This window comes from Arenibacter sp. F20364, assembly GCF_023015905.1.
Lineage (GTDB): Bacteria > Bacteroidota > Bacteroidia > Flavobacteriales > Flavobacteriaceae > Arenibacter.
The window spans coordinates 1-19638 of sequence record NZ_JALKBD010000019.1; the positions used below are offsets into that span (position 1 = coordinate 1).

At 39.8% G+C, this 19638-nt stretch carries 13 protein-coding genes; 4 read left to right on the forward strand and 9 right to left on the reverse strand.

The window, feature by feature from the left end; genetic code table 11:
* Nucleotides 1–1004 precede the first annotated feature (1004 nt).
* A complete protein-coding gene (locus MWU84_RS15530; protein WP_246903130.1) occupies nucleotides 1005–4898 on the forward strand; it encodes a PVC-type heme-binding CxxCH protein in 3894 nt (1297 codons plus the stop codon).
* A 360-nt stretch (nucleotides 4899–5258) separates the two neighbouring features.
* On the opposite strand, the gene MWU84_RS15535 is transcribed toward MWU84_RS15530, so the two are convergent.
* The 9 genes from MWU84_RS15535 to MWU84_RS15570 all read right to left on the reverse strand — a co-directional run bounded on the left by MWU84_RS15535 (nucleotide 5259) and on the right by MWU84_RS15570 (nucleotide 14208).
* The gene (locus tag MWU84_RS15535) at nucleotides 5259–5975 is read right to left on the reverse strand and encodes a 3-ketoacyl-ACP reductase (RefSeq protein ID WP_246903132.1); all 717 of its coding nucleotides are present in this window, start codon (nucleotides 5973–5975) and stop codon (nucleotides 5259–5261) included.
* 77 nt (nucleotides 5976–6052) lie between these two features.
* Nucleotides 6053–7576: a Dabb family protein gene (locus MWU84_RS15540; protein ID WP_246903134.1), complete on the reverse strand. Its 1524-nt coding sequence runs from the start codon at nucleotides 7574–7576 to the stop codon at nucleotides 6053–6055.
* Nucleotides 7577–7609: 33 nt separating this feature from the next.
* On the reverse strand, nucleotides 7610–8104 hold the full coding sequence (locus MWU84_RS15545; RefSeq protein WP_246903136.1) for a heme-binding protein: 495 nt from the start codon (nucleotides 8102–8104) through the stop codon (nucleotides 7610–7612).
* A gap of 77 nt (nucleotides 8105–8181) precedes the next feature.
* Entirely contained in the window at nucleotides 8182–8757 is a 576-nt protein-coding gene (locus MWU84_RS15550) for a Crp/Fnr family transcriptional regulator (protein WP_246903138.1), read from the reverse strand.
* Between the two features lie 496 nt (nucleotides 8758–9253).
* On the reverse strand, nucleotides 9254–10339 hold the full coding sequence (locus tag MWU84_RS15555; protein WP_246903140.1) for an amidohydrolase family protein: 1086 nt from the start codon (nucleotides 10337–10339) through the stop codon (nucleotides 9254–9256).
* Between the two features lie 36 nt (nucleotides 10340–10375).
* Nucleotides 10376–10501 (reverse strand): hypothetical protein, encoded by a 126-nt coding sequence (locus tag MWU84_RS24330; RefSeq protein ID WP_281502568.1) that lies wholly within the window; start codon nucleotides 10499–10501, stop codon nucleotides 10376–10378.
* Between the two features lie 40 nt (nucleotides 10502–10541).
* A complete protein-coding gene (locus tag MWU84_RS15560; RefSeq protein WP_246903143.1) occupies nucleotides 10542–11846 on the reverse strand; it encodes a nucleoside permease in 1305 nt (434 codons plus the stop codon).
* 131 nt (nucleotides 11847–11977) lie between these two features.
* Complete coding sequence (locus MWU84_RS15565) at nucleotides 11978–12757, reverse strand: DUF1080 domain-containing protein (protein ID WP_246903145.1); 780 nt, start codon at nucleotides 12755–12757, stop codon at nucleotides 11978–11980.
* Nucleotides 12758–12900: 143 nt separating this feature from the next.
* Nucleotides 12901–14208: a Gfo/Idh/MocA family oxidoreductase gene (locus MWU84_RS15570; RefSeq protein WP_246903147.1), complete on the reverse strand. Its 1308-nt coding sequence runs from the start codon at nucleotides 14206–14208 to the stop codon at nucleotides 12901–12903.
* 858 nt (nucleotides 14209–15066) lie between these two features.
* Here MWU84_RS15570 and MWU84_RS15575 point away from each other — a divergent pair.
* From MWU84_RS15575 to MWU84_RS15585, 3 genes are all read left to right on the forward strand, one after another.
* On the forward strand, nucleotides 15067–15990 hold the full coding sequence (locus tag MWU84_RS15575) for a Gfo/Idh/MocA family oxidoreductase (protein WP_246903150.1): 924 nt from the start codon (nucleotides 15067–15069) through the stop codon (nucleotides 15988–15990).
* Between the two features lie 406 nt (nucleotides 15991–16396).
* Nucleotides 16397–18646: a hypothetical protein gene (locus MWU84_RS15580; RefSeq protein WP_246903152.1), complete on the forward strand. Its 2250-nt coding sequence runs from the start codon at nucleotides 16397–16399 to the stop codon at nucleotides 18644–18646.
* Between the two features lie 127 nt (nucleotides 18647–18773).
* Nucleotides 18774–19589: a hypothetical protein gene (locus tag MWU84_RS15585; RefSeq protein WP_246903153.1), complete on the forward strand. Its 816-nt coding sequence runs from the start codon at nucleotides 18774–18776 to the stop codon at nucleotides 19587–19589.
* The last annotated feature ends 49 nt before the right edge of the window (nucleotides 19590–19638 follow it).

A 19638-nucleotide genomic window follows, 5' to 3' on the forward strand; every position in this document is an offset into this window, starting at 1 on the left:
GTCACCTTTTCTCCCGACTCAAATGTCCCTTGCTTAGGGCTAATAGTTCCTCCTTCTACAGGTAATACATCTCCTGTAAAGTCATAAACGGTAATATCATCTTTTTTGGAGCAAGAACCAATTACAAACAAGAAGAGTGGAATTATGATAATTAAGGTAGATAATATTTTTTTCATTGCACGTTTGGTTAGATAGGTTATTAAACTACAATTCAATAAAAAATATTCTATTGGGGCAATGAATTCTAGGAGTTTGAAGATACTCAAAAATTGGCTAGCATACAATTAACTTTGATGTATTTTTAACAAAAGGATATAGATTTTTTTGCTACCTCCCTAATCTACCATATCAATTATTGATACGGAATGGGAATATTAATAAATACAGTTTATTTTGATTAAATTTTAGTGCTAATACAGTAAACTAACTCTGGGCAAGCCCACAAGGCATTAAAAGGAAATTCAATTTTGATTTCGACGCCCGCCTGAATGGATCGGGCAGGCCCGCCTGAATGGAACAGGCAAGCAAGCGTCGGAGCATTTAAATCTCGATTATCGAGTAAACGATTCCATAAACGTTTTTATAAAATAATATTAAGAACATATTAGAGGGCAATTAGCATTTTTTTCAACAATATAACCCTGGGATCAGGAGTTCAACTGTTGTTCTCGCTGCAAAACTTAAGATTATAAAAATCAACGGATTGCTTACTGCCAATCCGTTTTTTTATGCCTTCGATTTCCGCATCTATTACAATCACATAATTTTTTCAGAGTGTCAACTTTCTAAATTGATGATAGCACAATTTGCAGTAATCCGTACTTCCCAGTTAATAGATTAATCCACAACAAAAATATTGCAGTAACAATCCTAGGTTTATAAAAATAAACAGGACAATACTCATTTACTAATTTTAGTTAATCCACTTAAATTGAATATCTTGAAGATCCAATTGGATAATTGCATGACCCTTTTAAAACCAACCATTACATAAAAAGAAAACTATGCCAAGAATCTTAATAGTACTGATAGGAATTATATGTCTCCTGGCATGCAAGCCTAAGAAGGAAAAAGATGTAGCTCCAGCCGATGTAAAACAATCCAGTTTTCACATTGAACAGACCGATAATGAAATACGTATTGTTCCGGACGGTGGAAATGCTGCAGTGGTAACACAGAACACAAAACCCAATTTTCGTCCCTATATCCATCCCATTTTGGCCCCTGGCTCCAATACAGAACTTACAGAATACAGCCCGGGACATCATAAACACCAGACCGGTCTTTATTGGGGATTTACCCGCATAAACGGTACTGGAGCCGAACCTGAGGAATTAAAAGAATGGTTTTACAATCCTGACAAACCAATACATATCCAAAAAAAAATTGGCCGCGATTATTTTCACCATCCTGATGGGGGCTACTGGCAAAGAGAAGCAGCAGAAGTTCTAATCGCCGAAGGACAAGAGTTGAAATGGACCACAGTTTACCATATGTTGGATGAATCTAAAGCTCCTATCCTAAAAGAAACACAGACCTGGACCTTTACAGAAAAGGACAATAAATATTTATTGACATTGGAATGGCAAGGGGAAGCACTTATCGATCTAACTATCAATCAATTCGATTATGGAGGACTCTTTTTAAGAATGCCATGGAAACAAGGTAATAAGGGTGAAGTAATTAATGCCGCCCGACAAAAGAACGAAAAAGCGGATGGGCAACGAGCCATGTGGGTAGATGTTGGCATGGAAATTAAAGGCCTTGACCACTGGGGCCATATTGCAATTTTTGATCATAAAGATAATAAGGATTATCCGCAACCATGGAGAGTAGACGGGCAATTGGGCGTAGGCCCGGTCCCCGCCCGATTGGGCGATTGGCACATTAAAAAAGGGGAAACAAAAATTTTCCAACACCAAATAGTCGCTTATAGCGGTGAATTGGATGATATGGTGTTGGATGATCTTTGGGGGGACTATGTCGGTGATAAGGGCATGTACAATACGGCATCGCTTTGGGGCATTGCAAAGCAGGAAGGACGCGATGCCAAGCTTTTAAGCCCCAAAGAAGCTGTGGAAGCAATGGCGATCAAACCTGGCTATACGGTGAACAGCTTTGCCTCCGAACCAATGATTACGCAGCCCATGGCGTTTTGTTGGGACGACAAAGGAAGAATGTGGATTGCCGAAAACAGGGACTATGAGTCCCGATCCGAGGGATTTTCCAGTTCAGGGGATAGCCGTATTTTGATATTGGAAGATACCGATCGTGACGGTGTTGCGGACAGTAAAAAAGTATTTTTGGAAGGCATTCCATTCCCATCGGCCATTGCGGTCGGTCATGGTGGGGTATTTATAGGCGCACCACCAAATCTACTTTTCGTACCGGATAGAAATGCGGACGATAAGGCAGATGAAAAGGACACAAAAGTATTGTTGACGGGCTGGGGCATTCGTGACCGGCATGAGACCATCAACAGTTTCCACTGGGGTCCGGATGGTTGGCTGTATGGCCTAGAGGGATTTGCAACCCCTTCCAAAATAAGAAAGCCCAAAGGAGCGGGACGTATCTATAAGCATAGGGATGCTTTTCCAAACGACCTATTGGAAGCTGAAGGAGTAGATATCAACGGCGGAGTCTGGCGTTATCATCCCATAAAGGATAGGTTTGAGGTAGTTGCACACGGCTTTAGTAACCCTTGGGGCATCGATTATGATGCCAAGGGACAGTTGTTTATTACTGCCTGTGTTATCCCCCATATGTTCCACATCATCCAAGGTGGTATATATCACAGGCAGGGCGGCCAACACTTCAATCCATATGTCTATGAAGATATTAAAACTATAGTGGACCACCGCCATCGCTCGGCACACGGTGGGGCAAGGATTTACCAATCAGATGCCTTTCCTGCAGATCAACAAGGGCGACTATTCATGGCCAATATTCATGAACATGCCGTGCTCTCGGATATCCTAACACCTATCGGCTCAGGTTTTACGGCCAGTCACGGGGAAGATTTTATGATGGCAAACAATGCACAATGGGTAGGCTTTAGCATGGAAGTGGGACCAGCAGGCGACCTTTATGTCTTGGATTGGCATGATGCGGAAATATGTGGGGATGCCGTGATAAATAAAGATACGGGCAGGGTATATAGAATTATGCCTGCAGTGTCACAAGCAGTTGACTGGCCCGGAAGATTTGATGACCTCAGTAAAAAAAGTGATCGAGAACTAGTGGAATTGCAATTGAGCAAAAGTAATTGGCATGCACAACGAGCACGGGTCATTTTACAACACAGAGCCTCTAGGAAATCCCTGGACAGTGCAGCAATTTCCCGCCTGAAGGATATATTGGCTCAGCACAAAAACGAGGATATCCGACTACGTGCCCTATGGACCCTTCAAATAACAAACGGCATCAACGTCGACAGACTTACCCAACTCCTGGATGACAGAGACCAATATGTAAGGGGCTGGGCCATCCAGTTCCTGGTCGAAGATGGGCAGCCGTCGCAAAAAGCAATCCATAAGTTGACCGCTATGGCTAAAAATGAATCCTCCGCCGTGGTTCGCCGTTATCTTGCAGCGGCACTTCAACGAATCGCTGAAATTGACCGTTGGGCCATTGCTGAATCTTTGGTCCGTCTCCATGAAGATATAAACGATCCCAACATCCCACTGATGCTATGGTTCGGTATAGAGCCAATGGTCGCGAAGCAGCCAGAGAAAGCATTGATGCTAGCCATGGAAAGTAGAATTCCGTCTATTGCTCAAAAAATTGGGAGGCGACTAGTGGATGGGAACCAATTGGAAAAATTGACCGTTGCAGTAGGGCAAAAATCAGAAGTCCAATCGGATCTATTGCAAGGTATGCTGGCCGGCTTGGAAGGGAATATTGATGTAAAAGAGCCCATCAATTGGGCCAAGGTATATACATTGTTAAAAGAGGATTCCGGTTTATCCTCCATGGCGGATGCAATAGCTCATAAATTTGGGAATGCGGAAGCATCTAAAAAAATGTTGGCCATTATAAAAGATCAGAAGGCAGAACTGGAAGATAAAAGAAAGGGAATCCAGGGCTTGGCAGCGCAACAAAATCCAGCTTTACAAAATGAGCTACCAAAACTATTGGAAGACCCTCATTTGCGACTGCAGGCCATTAAGGCCATAGCAGCCTACGACAGTAAGGAATTGGGCAAGGTTTTGTTCAACCTATATGCAGATCTAACAAGGAAAGAAAAGGAAGAAGCTATAATGACGATGGCTTCAAGACCCATATATGGTCAAATTTTAGGGGATGCCCTAAAAAAGGGTATCATACCCAAATCGGACATTCCCGCCCACGTAGTACTTCAGTTGAGGGCTGTTCTGGGAAATGGTTTTGTGGAAATTTGGGGGCCTATTGATGATATATCCCAGACCTTACAAGTAGAGTACAAAAAATACCAAGGAATATTGACGGACGATGCCCTAAGCACGGCAAGCCCACTTAAAGGCAAGGAAATATTTAAACATACCTGCGCCACATGCCACATTCTGCACGGGGAGGGTGGTAAAATTGGCCCCGAACTTACTGGCTCCAACAGAACCAATATCACCTATTTGTTAAGCAACATATTAAACCCAAGTGGAGATGTACAGGAAGACTATAAACTGGTGGTCATAACCACTCAGGACGGCCGTAGCTATAGCGGAAATGTCATTGCTGAAAACAACAGAAGCGTAACTCTACGAATAGTGGGTCAAGACCCGATTATTATTAACAAATCCCAGATAAGGACAAGGGACGTTTCCGAAAAATCCATGATGCCGGAAGGGCTCTTGAACAACCTTAGTACGGAGGAAGTATTGGATTTGATGGCATATTTAAATAAAATGGAGCCACCCAGCTAAGCCCAAATAAAGTCTTAATTTTTTAAGCCCCTTGCTAGCCCCCTTGCTGGCACAAGTAAGATGTATTGTCCGGCTTAATTCTTTGGGCGTTCCCTCCTTCGTCGGTCGTGCCCTTGGCTATATCCCTTGCCTTGCTGCGGGGATGCCGCCGCGGTCACTAACGCAAATAAAAAAGGTTTATCTGACTATTGAAGTCATTATTTTTTTCCTTCAATGAAATGCCCAGTATTCATAAATACCACTTATAAACGATATACGAGCCTGTTAAAAAAGTATCCAAAAAAATCTAGGCGCCTTTAATATTTCAATACATCCATGCACTTTCCACATTCGCGCTGTCCGGACCGCTTTCATTTCTATTTACGGATTGGTAGTCCATAAGGCGGCACTTTTGAGCATTGCCCTTCTTGGAAGTTTTAGACCGGCTAGGATCAATTCCGCAAAATCTTCCGGTTGCAATACATTTTCTGAGCCTTTGCTTAACATGCCCAGTTCTATGGTCATTTCAGATTCTATGGTACTCGGCGTTAGGGTGATTACCCTAACATTGTTTTTGCGGACTTCCTTCATAAGCGATTCGGACATGCCTATAACAGCGAATTTTGATGCCGAATAGGCCGATACGTTCGCATTTCCGTTTAAACCTGCCGTAGAAGAGAGATTAATTATGTCCCCTTCATTCTTAGCTATTAGATGTGGCAAAACTTCTTTGGTAACATAATACATCCCCATCAGATTGGTCTGGATAATTTTACTCCACGTACCCACTTCCATTTCATTGAACGAGCCTATGGCCGCCATTCCCGCATTGTTGACCAAAATATCAACGGTCCCCAAGGTCTTTATTATGTTTTTGATACTCTTTTGCACTTCCTCATAATTACCTACATCAAATACCGAATAGATGGCCTTAACACCAAAGGTTTCCAATTCGGCAACGGTTTCCTTTAGTACTTTTTCATTCCTACCCGTAATGGCCAAATCTATGCCCTCTTTGGCAAATGCCAGGGCAGTTGCTTTTCCCAACCCTCTACCGCCTCCGGTTATAATGGCCTTTTTATTTCGTAAACTTTTCATTTTTAATCTTTTAATAGGTTCCTGTTCAAATTCTCGCTGCGGTTCACTGGAAATGAATTGACTGTTTTTTTGTACTACTACTCTTCCGTCCAATAATCCATCACCAAAACATCAGCTATTATGGGGCCTATTTTATTTACCAAGGCTATATGTGCCTCGTGAAAAAGGTAAATTTCCCTGGCGTGGTCGTCCTTGAAGGTTAGGGTAAAAGTATGGGTCAGACCTTTGCTGGCCCCTTCCTTACTATCGTTGACCCCCCACTCTATTTTCTCAATTTCTGGGATTTCGTTTTTAAGATTTTCAAAAACGCTAACGGCTTCATCAATTTGCACTTTGGTGGCTTCCTCCTTATACTTTAGGTTTACGATATGCCTTAATACTTTTTCGCCCCTATGTATTTTGGGCAAAACCTTGTAGGTGGCCACCTTCTTTAAATCGAACCTATTGGAGCCCGCAATAAGCAGGTTTACATCCTCTATTTGATGGGATCTTAGACCGTAGTAAATGGAGAACCCGGTTTCCAAATAATTTAAGGGTTTCAGCGTTCCGTTTTCGTCCAATTTGATAAGTTGAATACTGGCATCGTCCCTGGTACCCACTGCCAATACAGCTTCCTTGTCTGTTACAGAAACAATTTCAATTCTTGTTTGCCCTTGCAACTTGGTGTTTTCGTCATCTTTTAAAACAAAATGCGGTACCAAAGCTCCTTTTCTGTTTATTTTAAAAACACTTACCCCATCACCGTGGTATACAAAGTCCGTATTTTTAATAAAACCATTTCTCTCATAATACTTATGGTGTCTATGACCTACAATTACATAATAATTCTCTCCCAAATTTACTCCGGTCACCGGGTAGGCTCCGGTCAAATACCTATCGGTGGTATTGTCCCCAATATGGTTGATATTTTTGAAGGAACCGTTTTCATACACTCTAAAACTACTTACACCATTGTCCTGAAATCCTCCGGTATATAAGAATGTTCTTCCTTTAATTTTATGGGTATACATCCCAATGATACCGTCCGTGTAAATCTTGTCATTATCGGCCATGGATTGTACATGGGTCAGTTTTCCATCGGGCAGAATTTTAAAACTACTTAGGCCGGGTGTTTCTTCCAGGCCTCCAATAAAGAGATAGGACGCCTGTTGCATATGAACTAGTTGTAGGGTAATGGCAATACCAAGGTGGGTTTCATCGGTATCCATGGTTAGGGAAACCTGTTCCAGGGTTCCATTATCCAAGATCTTAAATGTCTCTATGGCGTTACCGTATTTATTGGCTACAAATAAAAAGTCCGTACCCTCAATACTGCCGGCAACCATTCCCCTGGCCGGTCCCTCTTGCTTATAGAGCTCTTGGGTACCTATGGACGTTAGTTTGCCTTCTTTGTCTAGGCTGAAGATATCAATCCCTCCAAAGCCGCCTGCATACACGTAATGGGAGCCGTCTTTTTCATAACTGGTTATGGTAACCGTATTATTGGCGGATACGCTCTTAAAATCCTGCAAATAAGGCATTACGTCATCTGAGCTTTGCGACCAACTAATTTGGAACAACAGTAGTGCAATGAAAACGACGGATATTTTTATGATGTTCATGATATTAAGCTTTTTTATAATGTATTAGATTGTTTAATCCAAGATGGCCATTGCTCCAACAATGGCAATGTCGTGATCTTGCTCTATAGTACCGCCGCTAACCCCAATGGCACCAATGATTTTTCCAGCTTCGTTTTTTATGGGAACTCCCCCTGGAAAGGTAACGAGTCCGTCATTGGAAAGTTCAATATTATAGATAATTCCCCCGGGTTGGGTAAGCTTGCCCAGATCGCCCGTATTGATGTCAAAATAGCGCGATGTTTTCGCTTTTTTGATCGCTACGTCTATGCTTCCCAAATAGGAACCATCCATACGGACAAAAGCCTTTAGGTTAGCTCCTGCATCGACCACTGCAATATTTACCAGCACATCCATTTGTTCCGCTTTTTTCTTAGCGGCCAATACGGCCTTTAAGGCATCCTCGTGTGGTATGTCGGTTACGGATTGCCCAAGAACTGCCCCTGTACTTAGTAGAATTAATAGAACTAAAAAGGTAATACTTTTTGATAATGGAATTTTATTTTTCATCGTTATTTACATTTTATGCAATGCAAATATCCCGAATGAAGATGGCAAAAAAGTTGAACAAGTTCAACTGGGGAATATTATTTTATATTTTTTTTGATCTTGCTTAAAAACTCGTGACTTATCCCCAGATAGCTGGCAATTTGTTTATCCATAAGTTTGGAGGAGATGTCCGGATAGGTCTGTATAAAATGGAAATATCGTTCTTTTGAAGTAAAGCTATGATTGCGCACCAGCCGTCTTTGCCACGAAACCAGTCCCTTTTGAAATATTATCCGAAAGAGTTTTTCCACTATGGGAAGCGATTCATAGAGCGCCATTTTATCCTGCCTATCAATTAAAAGAACCTTGCTGTCTTCCAAGGCCTGTATGTTCAGGTCAGAAGGGGTCTGATTCATAAAACTATCAATATCCATGAGCCACCAATCTTTGGCGGCAAAATATAGGGTGTTCTCATTTCCCTTTTTATCGAAGGTGAAAACTCTAAAACAGCCGTCCAATACAAAGCCCTCCATTTTACAGATACTGCCTTGGGTCAATAAAAATTCCTTTTTCCTTAAACCAGCAGGTTTAAAGTAGCTACAAATAAGGTCTAGATCTGCAGTGGACAGATCTACATGTTTCTTTAAGTTTTGTTTAAGTATATCGTAAGACATAGATTAATAATCTCTTAAACGCGTTAAGGCCGTGTTTTATCATTTAAACTTATAGCCCCTTCACAGGCTTAATTTTTAAAGATATTAAATTGAAAGTTAATTTGGGGCGGCATGGGCAAGTGGCCAAAAAAATAGTACCCCGCTACTCAAAGTCTCCCGACTTTGAGCACTGCTCTACTACCCTACCTCAATGTCTGACCCCTATTTCATCTGATATGCCCAAGGTGCGAACGTTAAAACTTTCAACTTTATAAAATTCAAACTAACTTCTTTGAACCTTGGACCTTGAACATTATAACTCCCCCTCCCGTTTGTCGGATAACCTGTATTTTGTTGATTAAGCAGATTCCAAAACCAATACTTCCTACTTTAGAAAGAGAGAAACAAACTCCTGGTTGTAGCACTCCCTCCGCTGCCTACCACAGAAAATTTTGATAGAATCGATGATATTAGAAATTTTCTTCTTTTTAAGTGGTTCACCGAACTGTTCAAAATATCAAATTCCATTTGTTGGAAACATCTTAAGCCATTTTTTTGCGTTTTGGAAATAAATTTTATCCACTGCCTCCTTAGGAAGTTTTAATCCCCTAAACTCTTCATTTACCAGATCACTGGCCATAAGCTCATCGGTAACGAAAAATCGCCAATCCGTAAGCCACATTTTATGCATATCCTTCTGCATTTCTCCGACATTTTTCTCGCCATCATCGGACAAATCGGTTGCATAGAGGAGCCGATCTTGGTACTTAATAAAAAAGGCACGTACCTTTTCCCTATTTTCTACAGTTTGATAAAAAACTTGCCCCATTCTGGCAGCGAGGTCTATGGACATATTGGGAAACTTGTCCAACCTTTTCGCCAATTCATCCACGCTCCACTCTAGACTCCCCATGTGTGCCCCAATAAACACAAGATCGGGGTGTTTTTCCAGCATACGATCCCGAGCGGCGATCTGTTCTTCATAAGAAGGTAGTTCCGGATGTTGGTACATATGGTATTGCGGATGTTCCGAAAAATATTTTCGATCGTTATTGGTTGTCATTTCATCTAGCGGAAGCCAACAGTTTTTTGGTTCTCCCAAATGACCTACCAATGGGATCTTTTTACTGGCCAAATAATCGAATATCGTATCCAGCTTGGGATTGTCGACCATTATTAGCTCGTTATCCTTATCACGAAAAACCATGCCAATGTTCTTCCAAACCTTTACAGCTATGGCCCCTTCTTCAAAACTCTTGTCCAACCAGGCAATGGTATTCTTTGTGAAGTCAGGGTTATCCCAATCCTCTATGGAAAAGGAGGTAGCGAACTCATAATCCTCAGGATGCCCTTTCTTTTGAGCTAAACAATAATCATATTGTTCTTTAATAAGTTCCTCGCCTTTTGAAAGGTCGACCATAATATTCAGCAAACGAAAATTGTCTTTTTTTGCTTGATTTACAAAACTGTTCCGATCAGCAAAAACATGAATGTGGGTATCAATTTTATCTACCTTGTCAAAATCGTCCAAAGTATAATATTCATTCTTTTCCACACAAGAAATCGTTAATAGTACTAATAAGGCAATCCACGGTTTTTTCATCTGTTTAATTTTTATAGTTTCTATCTGATATTGGTCTTAATTGGTATTCGGGTTAGTAGTTTTCAAAGCTGCTTTAAAATTGTGATAAGCCGTTCCAAGGGATGCGCCCATATTTCCAAACCCCATTACCAGAACAAGCACCGGACTGCTTTTATTGACCATAATATTAATGTTAAATTTTACCAGCACTTATTTTAGGGAATTAACTTTCTGTTTTTGGATCAGCGCTATCGGCCAAATCGCCCACCAAATCCTTTTGACCCCTATTGTCTGTATTAGGCAAAATGTGCGGCATCTTGTTGTCTACTTTTAAAGTTCCTACAAGTTTTTCCCTGAAGAAAAACATGAATAACAAACCCACCAATAAAGCAATTATTGCTGGAACCAGCCAAATGGATTCCCATTGGTAGCTCAATATGCCATTAATGTTGACGAGAAAATTATCGGTTACTGCTCCTGAGACAAATGAGCCAATAAACATTCCCACCCCATAAGTTGCAAAAGTGATAAGCCCCTGGGCGGAATTTCGAAAGGAGGGCTTGGACTTTTTATCAATATAGATCTGACCGGAAACAAAAAAGAAATCATAACATACACCATGTAATATAATTCCAAAATATAACATCCAAATTCCTGGACCTATATCCCCATAAGCAAACAAAAGATAACGTACTACCCAAGCAAAAATACCTATCAGCATCATTTTTTTAATTCCAAGCCTTCTAAAAGCAAGGGGCATCAATAACATGAATAAAAGTTCGGAAACCTGCCCCAAAGTCATTTTAGCGGCAGCATTTTCCATCCCTACGTCATTCAGAAAAGGATTGGCAAAGTTGTAATAAAAAGCCAATGGGATACAAACTAGAATAGAGCTGACAAAAAAAACAACAAATGATCTTTTCTTAAATAAAACCAAGGCATCCAGTCCCAATATGGCAGAAATACTTGCGCTTTTACCGGTAGGCGGGGTACTTGGCAGGAAGAAGCTTAAAATACCAAGCAACAAAGAACAATAGGCCGCAATGCGAAAGGTCATATATGAAGTCTCCAACTCCATAAACCCTATTAAAAGTCCCGCTGCTATCCAGCCCAAGGTTCCTAAAACCCTAATCCGTGGAAATTCCTTATCGGGATCCTCCATTAGCGAAAAGGAAATGGAGTTAACCAAGGACATCGTAGGCATATACAACAATGTGTATAGCAAAATCAACCACCAAAAAATTTGAAAATGCTCCACGGTACTTATAAAATATAAGGTGGCAGCACCCATTAAATGTAATGTTCCCAATACCTTTTGTGCGGAGAAAAATCGGTCAGCAACCAGTCCAACGAAAAAAGGAGAGATAATGGCTGCTATAGAAAGGTTTGCATATGCCGCCCCCACTTGTGTTGCATTTACCTCCAATGAGGACATCAGATAGGTGCCCATGGTAACATACCACGCTCCCCATATAAAATACTCCAAAAGCATTAGAACGGATAAACGTAATCTTACTGAGTTATTCATGGAGGTGGGTTGGTTGGTTATATTATTTTACGCAATGAATTTTAAGGGGTAAACTGAATATGCTTTGGAAACAACGGAAAACCTCACCTTTTAGAATCAGACTTGTTGTTACTCATCCATAGGGTTCACAACTATTTATTAAGCAGAGGAGCTATCTGCTCAGCACTAGTTACCCCTGGCGGTAATTCTATTACTTTTAGATTCCTGAAATGAATCTCCGCACCTTCAGATTCTAGACAGAAATAACCTTTCTTTTGAGTGGATTTAGAAATACCATTCACAAATTTGCCGTTAACAGAAAGTTTAATGACCCCATCTACGCATACTACGTCATAGGTATTCCATTCTCCCTTTCCCTTACATCTATTCTCTACGGACTTACTTCTTTCCCCTCGTGGATTATCTGGTAGGGTCACTACTCCCCCTACACCCCAAACTTCCCCATGAACATAGGCTATGGGTTGCTGAACACCATCTTTTGCATTTATGTTTACCCAGTCCAATTCCAACATCTGGATTTCCACACCGTCCGGCAATGGGGATTTCCCCTTTGGATCGGCACCGCTCCATGCAAATATTCCAGAATTGCCCCCAGCTTCCATATGTCGCCATTCTACGTGAAGAATAAAGTTTTCATATTGTTTCTCCGATCTTACTACCCCAATTGGATGGCCCAAGTTTACCAATACCCCATCTGGACCCACGGTCCAACCCTCTTTAACGGTATTCACATTGATCCATTTAATGGTAGATGCTTCTCCCGACTTCCCAGAAATCAAATTCTCCCAGGTATCCTCCTCGCCAAATTCAAATTCAAATGCTTCGTTCTGCGCCTCGGCCTGGTAGGCAATCATTATAATTAACAATACTGATAAAAGGGCAAATTTTCTATTAATCGAAATTTTCTTCATGTTTATATGGTTCAATTATTTATCAAAATAAAATGGCTGTTCAACAGATTACCGAACGTAGTTTTAGGTTACAGCAGAATAAAGTATTCCCCTAAAAATAGCAATTTTGAGGACTCTTCACCTCTAAAATGCTAAATCTTTAATTAGACCATTTTGGTGATGCCCGGAACCGCTATTCCTGGACCATCATATTTTAAATCCCAACTGTACTCATCGTTCTCGGGACCAAGGGATACGTTGGAGTTCATTGCCTCTTCCCAACTGATCGTTTGTCCGGAATAAGCAGCATCCCTAGCCATTATAGCCATCAAGGTACTATTGGCGGCCATTTCCCCATCGTTTATAGCACTTCCCATACGAATGGATTTGAACAATCCGTCGTGCTCACTTTGGTACATGTCGTTTGACTCCCCTTCATACTTCCATTCATTTTTGCCCCAAATCTCGTGCCTATTTCCCTGATAAAATGCATTTCCTGTTGTACCGGCGACCTCTACAGAGTTTCTGGACGAACCTCCACTGAGTTGCCTTGTGGAAACATTTCCTTTTAAACCACCCCCATAATCAAATTCTACTGCAAAGTGGTCATAAATATTCCCATACTTTTTATCTGTACGCCACTGCCTTCCACCTACCCCGGTTGCACTCAATGGCATTCTTTCTCCCATGGCCCAGGAAATCATGTCTGTACTATGTACGAACATTTCTACAATAAAATCCCCGCTAAGCCAATTGTAATAATACCAGTTGCGCATTTTATATTGCATATCGTTCCAATCCGATTGGCGTTCTTTATGCCAAAGTTCACCCCCATTTCTAACTGAGGAAATGGATTTTATTTCGCCTATATCTCCACCCAATACTTTTCCAAAAAGGGCCTGTTTTGGTAAATCATATCTAAAACAGAGGCCAGAAACTATGGAAAGGTTCTTTTCTTTGGCCCTTTTTGCAGCTCCCAAGACTTTACGTATCCCAGGCGCATCCACGGCAACGGGTTTTTCATAGAACACATGTTTACCAGCGTCTATGGCCGCACTAAAGTGTTTTGGCCTAAATCCCGGGGGCTCGGCCGAAAGCACAACATCTACACCGGAATCAATTAATTTCTGATAAGCGTCAAAACCAACAAATTGCATTTCTTGCTTCACATCTGCTCGTTGCCCATGTTCTTTCTTCAACAATTCCAAAGAACTGGTCAATCTATCCTCAAAAATATCGGCCATGGCATGCAGCACTGTATCCGGGTCTGCACTTAGTGCCTGTGCGGCCGCACCCGTACCTCTACCACCACAACCTATCAAGCCAACCTTTAATACTTTATTCTGCGTAAGGAATGGATTTGCAAGACCAGCGTTTAGGGTCGCTGCACTGAAAAGTGTAGCTGCCCCCGCCTTTTTTATGAAGGATCTTCGGTCTGAGCCTTCTAATGAAACAATACCTTTTTTAGTCATAATTTTTAATTTAAATAGCCCAGATTCTGGGTAATAACATTAATATTCATTTTATACCGGGGAACAAGCCCGCAATAATCCCAGTTTTAATTAAAATTAGCAACCGCTCCATAGGCTAACAATTTCCATTGACCGGAAACAGCCTCTTTATTGTAAATTTTCTTGGTCCACCCTGGTCTTTACATAACCGATTTTCCAACGATCAATATCATATAAGCTCAAACTCTCAAAAGCCAAATTCCTCATTCGTTCAGCTTATGTTCCATTTAGGGTGTCATTGTTATTCCAGACCTAATCTTTCTGTATAGGTTAAGGCCAGAATAGATATAACTATGGTTCAACTTTTTGGTATATGCCATTTCTTTGTAAGTCTGCTACTAACCAAATATAATAATTAATAGTGAACAAGTTGATGACCAATAAGTTATCGAAATAAAATATTTAGACGGCTCGGATGAAGATTATCTTCTCTTTGAACAATTCAATATTTATTGGTTTACTTTTACTAAAGATAGAATATTTGGATGTACCTGTAACTGCGTTTGCATTGGTTTTGCCAAACAATCAAACTTGCCTGGTCCAAAGCGAAATGGAATTAGGTAGCGTGCAACTATTAATAATACATTTATGAAAATATATTTATTTACGTTCATAATTTCAAGCCTGTTTTTGCTACCATGGCCCACTATGATGGGTCCGGTTAAAGGGTCGGTGCCGACCCGGTCCAACTTTCTTTTGCCCAAATAGTCGAACAACATGCTAACTACCAGGATTCATATTCGAATACCTTATCCAAAATAATTAAACCAAATACCACCGCTAATGTATAATCCAATTTAAATTCCTTAGATTCATTATATGTCAAATAAGCCCAAAATTAAAATCGCATTAATTGGATTAGGGAGGATTGCTCAAAAAGCCTATTTACCAATTTTAGCAAATCATTCAAAAGTAGATCCAATTCTTTGTACAAGAAATAATTATACTTTAAACAAACTTTCCAATGAATATAGAATACATAAAACCTGCTCAAGTTTGGATGAACTAATACTCTCAAAACCAGATGCAGCAATGGTTCACAGTTCAACTGAAAGTCATGTACTTATTATACCAAAATTGTTGGAAGCTAAAATTCCAGTTTTTGTAGACAAGCCCTTGAGCTATTCACAGGAAGAATCCGAAAGGATATTGGATATAGCCTCTAAAAATAAATTACCCCTGTATCTAGGATTTAACAGAAGGTTTGCTCCTCTAATAAAAACATTATCAGAAGTACCGAACCCTATTCAAATATCGTGGCAAAAGAATAGGGTTGACCTCGCAGGCAATCCGCGAATTTTTATTTTTGATGATTTCATCCATGTAATAGATAGTCTTCGTTTTTTAGGTAAAGGGCCTATTCGGAATATAAATGTTGTTTCTAGAGTTAAAGACGAAAAGCTAGAAAATATTCAGGTCCAATGGCAACAAGGGGAAACGCTACTACTTGGAGGAATGAATAGAATTAGTGGTATTACTGAAGAAAAGATCGATTTTTTTTCAGTGGGGAATAAATGGGTAATCAATAATTTAAATTCTGGTACCCATTTTACAAAAGAAGAAGAAAATACGTTGAAGTTTGGTGATTGGGAATCTACTTTATACAAACGAGGATTTGTAAATATGATTGAAGATTGGATTAATGTTTTGGAAGAAAGAAGCTATAATCCTGAATCAATAGAGGATATTTGGGAAACTCATCATTTATGCGAAACTATCTTGAACAAAGTATTAATTAGCTAAAGCTACGGGTCACATACCCGCTACGCAAATTCTCCGGACGTTGAGCCCTCCTCTACTTCCCGACCACAATGTCCAGCCCCTTTTTTATCTGGTATACCCAAGGTGCGAACTTTAAAACTTTCAACATTATAACATTCAACTCGTTCCACCCGTTTGTCGGATATAACCGTACTTCATCGATTAAGCAAATACCAAAACCAATATTTGCTAACTTAGAAGGTTAGAAACTAACTCTTGGTTGTAGTACTCCCCCCGCTGCCCACCCACGAAAATTGTATTGGATTTATAGGAATTATAGGACACTAGAAGGTATTTAGGTACTAGATGGTTGGCTTGTAGTTTCATAAAATGGGTATATAGTAATAAGTTACCATATCCGTACGTTGTCCTGCATTAAAAAAATTAAATGGAAGCATCTGAAATACTCTTAGAAAATGTTAAGGAAGAAGTCCCTTCCATTTTGATGAAAAAATTTGAAACATTCCAAATTCGTAGTCTTCAGGATGTGGTTTCAATTGACTTGAATAAGTTCAGTCAAAACCGAGGGATAGGAAGAGCTGTAATAGATCAACTTGCTCAATTTCAGTTGGACATTATTAACAATGTCGATCATTATACTGACCTGCAATTACAGAATACCAAGACGCATCTATTGCCTTTGGATGAAACAGTAGTCGCTACTTCAAATATTTTGGATTTGATATCCGAAATCCTTACTGACTATTTGAATCTACTTCCTAAGGATGAACATCGAGGTATTATTAATCATTTATACGGCTTAAAGGGTTCTGACATTTTCGATTTGGATGATTTATCTCATTATTATCCGCTTTCGAAAGAGCGAATCAGACAAATTAGACATTACCAATTACAAGAGATTAGAAGTCTTTTTTACGGAAATTACATCTCAAGTCTTAGATGTGAAATTCGCCCAGAGTTGGTTGAAGCTTTTTCAAACCTTCAAAAGCATATCGCTTCTAAGAGGGTGTTTGCATTTAACGAATTAGTTGAAACTTTCAAGGACAACTATGCATGTGAAAACGCATCAAGCCATTCCGCACTTATTAATTTTTTAATCGACTTATGGCAATTTTCAAAATGTGGAAAGGTTGAGTCAATTTTCACAAATGCAGATTTAATTGTTGTTGATGAATCCAATAGAGGCAGTTTTATAAAGGCAGCAGACAGAACTATTCGTATGCTTAAAAAGAAGATTATTCCACAGAACAAAATGCAAGCCATTATTGAGATAAAAAAGTCGAATAGATCCCTGCAAAACGCGAATATTCTGGATGCACTTAATGTTTTACCCGAAATTGAAATACTAGAATCTAATGATCAAACCTTTTATCAAATAAAGTTTGAACACCTTTCGAGTGCGGCTGATCGTGCGTACAGAATTTTACTGGAAAATGGTGACCCAATGTACATCGATGATATTGTCTCAGAGATCAACCATCGTCTTGCCCATACTAGCACATCAAAAATCTATGACAGACATAGTTTGGCGATTGCTGCTGATTCTCGTTTTGTTTCTATGGCCAAGACAGGTTTTTGGACATTAAAGGGATGGAAGGGCAATACCGAAAGATTGGAAGATTTGATAAAGAACGCGCTACACAGATTAAACAAGCCATCAACATATGAGGAAATCTATGGATTGATTAAAAGCGAAAGGCCCAACATCAAAGAAAAGTCAGTCCGAGCTATTACAGGCCGGGATTGCCTAAAAGTTGAAGGCAATAAATGGATACTGCCTGAATGGAAACAAAAATATTCTGACTTAGCCTTTGTGAAAAGGAAAAAACGAGTAGTCACATCTGAACCAGAATATAAAACTGAACAGAGAGCCCAGCTTATAAGATACTTGGACAATAAGGATGGAAATAAGGAATTAGCATCTAAGATTATTAAAGATCTAAGCCCACTTGATAGGCATTATACGAAAGTCTCATTCTATAAATTATTTGAACAAGAAGAATATTTCGTCAAGGACGACCAGTCCAAGCTGACCATAAGTTTGAGAAATCAAGAATCAAACGTCAAAATATCTATTGATCAATACAATTGGAAGGAAGTTAGTGTAAAACTGAATCGTGATATTGTTGGAGCTTTCAGCGATCACACTTCTCCCAATTACACAAATTCTTTACAAGAAACCATCCAATTGTTTTATGAATTCATATTGTTAGAAACTAACGAGTCTGAGTTCAAAGCACTTCCTGAGCGAATTCTTGGAAACATGAAAAAGTATTACTTTGACTCAACCGACAACATAGATAAGCTCAATTTTCTCAAGCAATTTTTAACAAGTACCGACCCTCTCTTCAAAAAAGTACTTTTTATTGTAAATCAAGCCGATTATAGCTGGATAAAGACACATAAAAAGGGGCTTGGAGATATTATTGAGAAACTGAATAAACTTGACCCAACTAGAGAGCGATATAAAGATGCTAGGACAGCACGAGCCTTTAAGTTTGGCAAACAAATTCAGTCAGTATACTTCTATCGTAATAATGATACTCACGGTGCTAATGACTGGACGGTGGCAGAATTGACAAAAACCATTACAGATTGCTTTACCTTATACATTTTCGCATGTGCAGAATATTATAGTGAATTAAAACATGAAATAACGCAGCACAACAATAGCTAAGAAAACATGCCATTAGGGACCCCCTCGCTGGCGCGAGCGTCACGCTCGTGCCCCGCTAGTGCAAGCGTTGGGTGTGCCTAACGGCGAGGCAGGCTCGTACTTTCTTTCATTTGCACTATTACCCTCTATGAAATATAAACTAAACCTATTCTTTGGCATCGTCTTTCTCCTTGGGAGTTGTACCAACAATAAAAGTGATGATTTTAGGTGCGCGCCAGAACCCATGCCAAAGTACGAATATAGAGCAAGCATAATTGGAGAAATGACACCTCAATTAGATTCTGTTCTAAGGATAGAAAAAAGAAGGGAAGTCTTTAAACCATGTAGAATTTACGCTTTTGATGCAGCATTCTATAGCGCATCCAATGAATTGTTATCTCAGGAGCGTATTTTATTAATGTCCACAGGGAAGAGATGGGAACATAATCCGGAAAAACAGGACGAGATTCTGGTTAAATATGAATTTGACAAGGAGTCTATTGATAGTATTAATTTATATCAACTCAACAAGAGCGCTGTTTACAATAAATGGAGCCGAACTGTAAGTACAGGAATAAGAGAGAATGTGGAAGAAATATGGATGCATCCATTCAGGTCTAACCAATATAACTTCACAGAGGTAGCTCCATTTCCACAAATTAAATTTCCTTTGAGTGTAGGAAAAAAATGGACGGACAATGATAAAAAATTGCACGAAGGTTGGGGGGATTGGTCCCACATGAATGTAAGAAGTACCTTCGAGGTACTATCCATAGAAACAATACAATCAAACTACGGAGAACTGGAAAATTGTTGGAAAGTTAAGGGCGTATCAACCTTTGACCTTGGCCGATCTGAAGTGACCTATTGGTTTCATGAAAAATATGGGTTTGTAAAGTTGAACTATGTGAATTATGGAGACCAAAAACTAAATATTGAGTTAGCAGAAATAAAAGAAAACTAGCATTTTAAAAAGTCCTTAGCTTTTAACATACAAATTATGACCCTTTTAA

Coding starts and splice junctions, on each gene's coding strand:
- MWU84_RS15560 (WP_246903143.1), bottom strand. CDS start 11,846: ATGAATAACTCAGTAAGATTACGTTTATCCGTTCTAATGCTTTTGGAG.
- MWU84_RS15585 (WP_246903153.1), top strand. CDS start 18,774: ATGAAATATAAACTAAACCTATTCTTTGGCATCGTCTTTCTCCTTGGG.
- MWU84_RS15570 (WP_246903147.1), bottom strand. CDS start 14,208: ATGACTAAAAAAGGTATTGTTTCATTAGAAGGCTCAGACCGAAGATCC.
- MWU84_RS15580 (WP_246903152.1), top strand. CDS start 16,397: ATGGAAGCATCTGAAATACTCTTAGAAAATGTTAAGGAAGAAGTCCCT.
- MWU84_RS15565 (WP_246903145.1), bottom strand. CDS start 12,757: ATGAAGAAAATTTCGATTAATAGAAAATTTGCCCTTTTATCAGTATTG.
- MWU84_RS15555 (WP_246903140.1), bottom strand. CDS start 10,339: ATGAAAAAACCGTGGATTGCCTTATTAGTACTATTAACGATTTCTTGT.
- MWU84_RS15545 (WP_246903136.1), bottom strand. CDS start 8,104: ATGAAAAATAAAATTCCATTATCAAAAAGTATTACCTTTTTAGTTCTA.
- MWU84_RS24330 (WP_281502568.1), bottom strand. CDS start 10,501: ATGGTCAATAAAAGCAGTCCGGTGCTTGTTCTGGTAATGGGGTTTGGA.
- MWU84_RS15575 (WP_246903150.1), top strand. CDS start 15,067: ATGTCAAATAAGCCCAAAATTAAAATCGCATTAATTGGATTAGGGAGG.
- MWU84_RS15540 (WP_246903134.1), bottom strand. CDS start 7,576: ATGAACATCATAAAAATATCCGTCGTTTTCATTGCACTACTGTTGTTC.
- MWU84_RS15550 (WP_246903138.1), bottom strand. CDS start 8,757: ATGTCTTACGATATACTTAAACAAAACTTAAAGAAACATGTAGATCTG.
- MWU84_RS15530 (WP_246903130.1), top strand. CDS start 1,005: ATGCCAAGAATCTTAATAGTACTGATAGGAATTATATGTCTCCTGGCA.
- MWU84_RS15535 (WP_246903132.1), bottom strand. CDS start 5,975: ATGAAAAGTTTACGAAATAAAAAGGCCATTATAACCGGAGGCGGTAGA.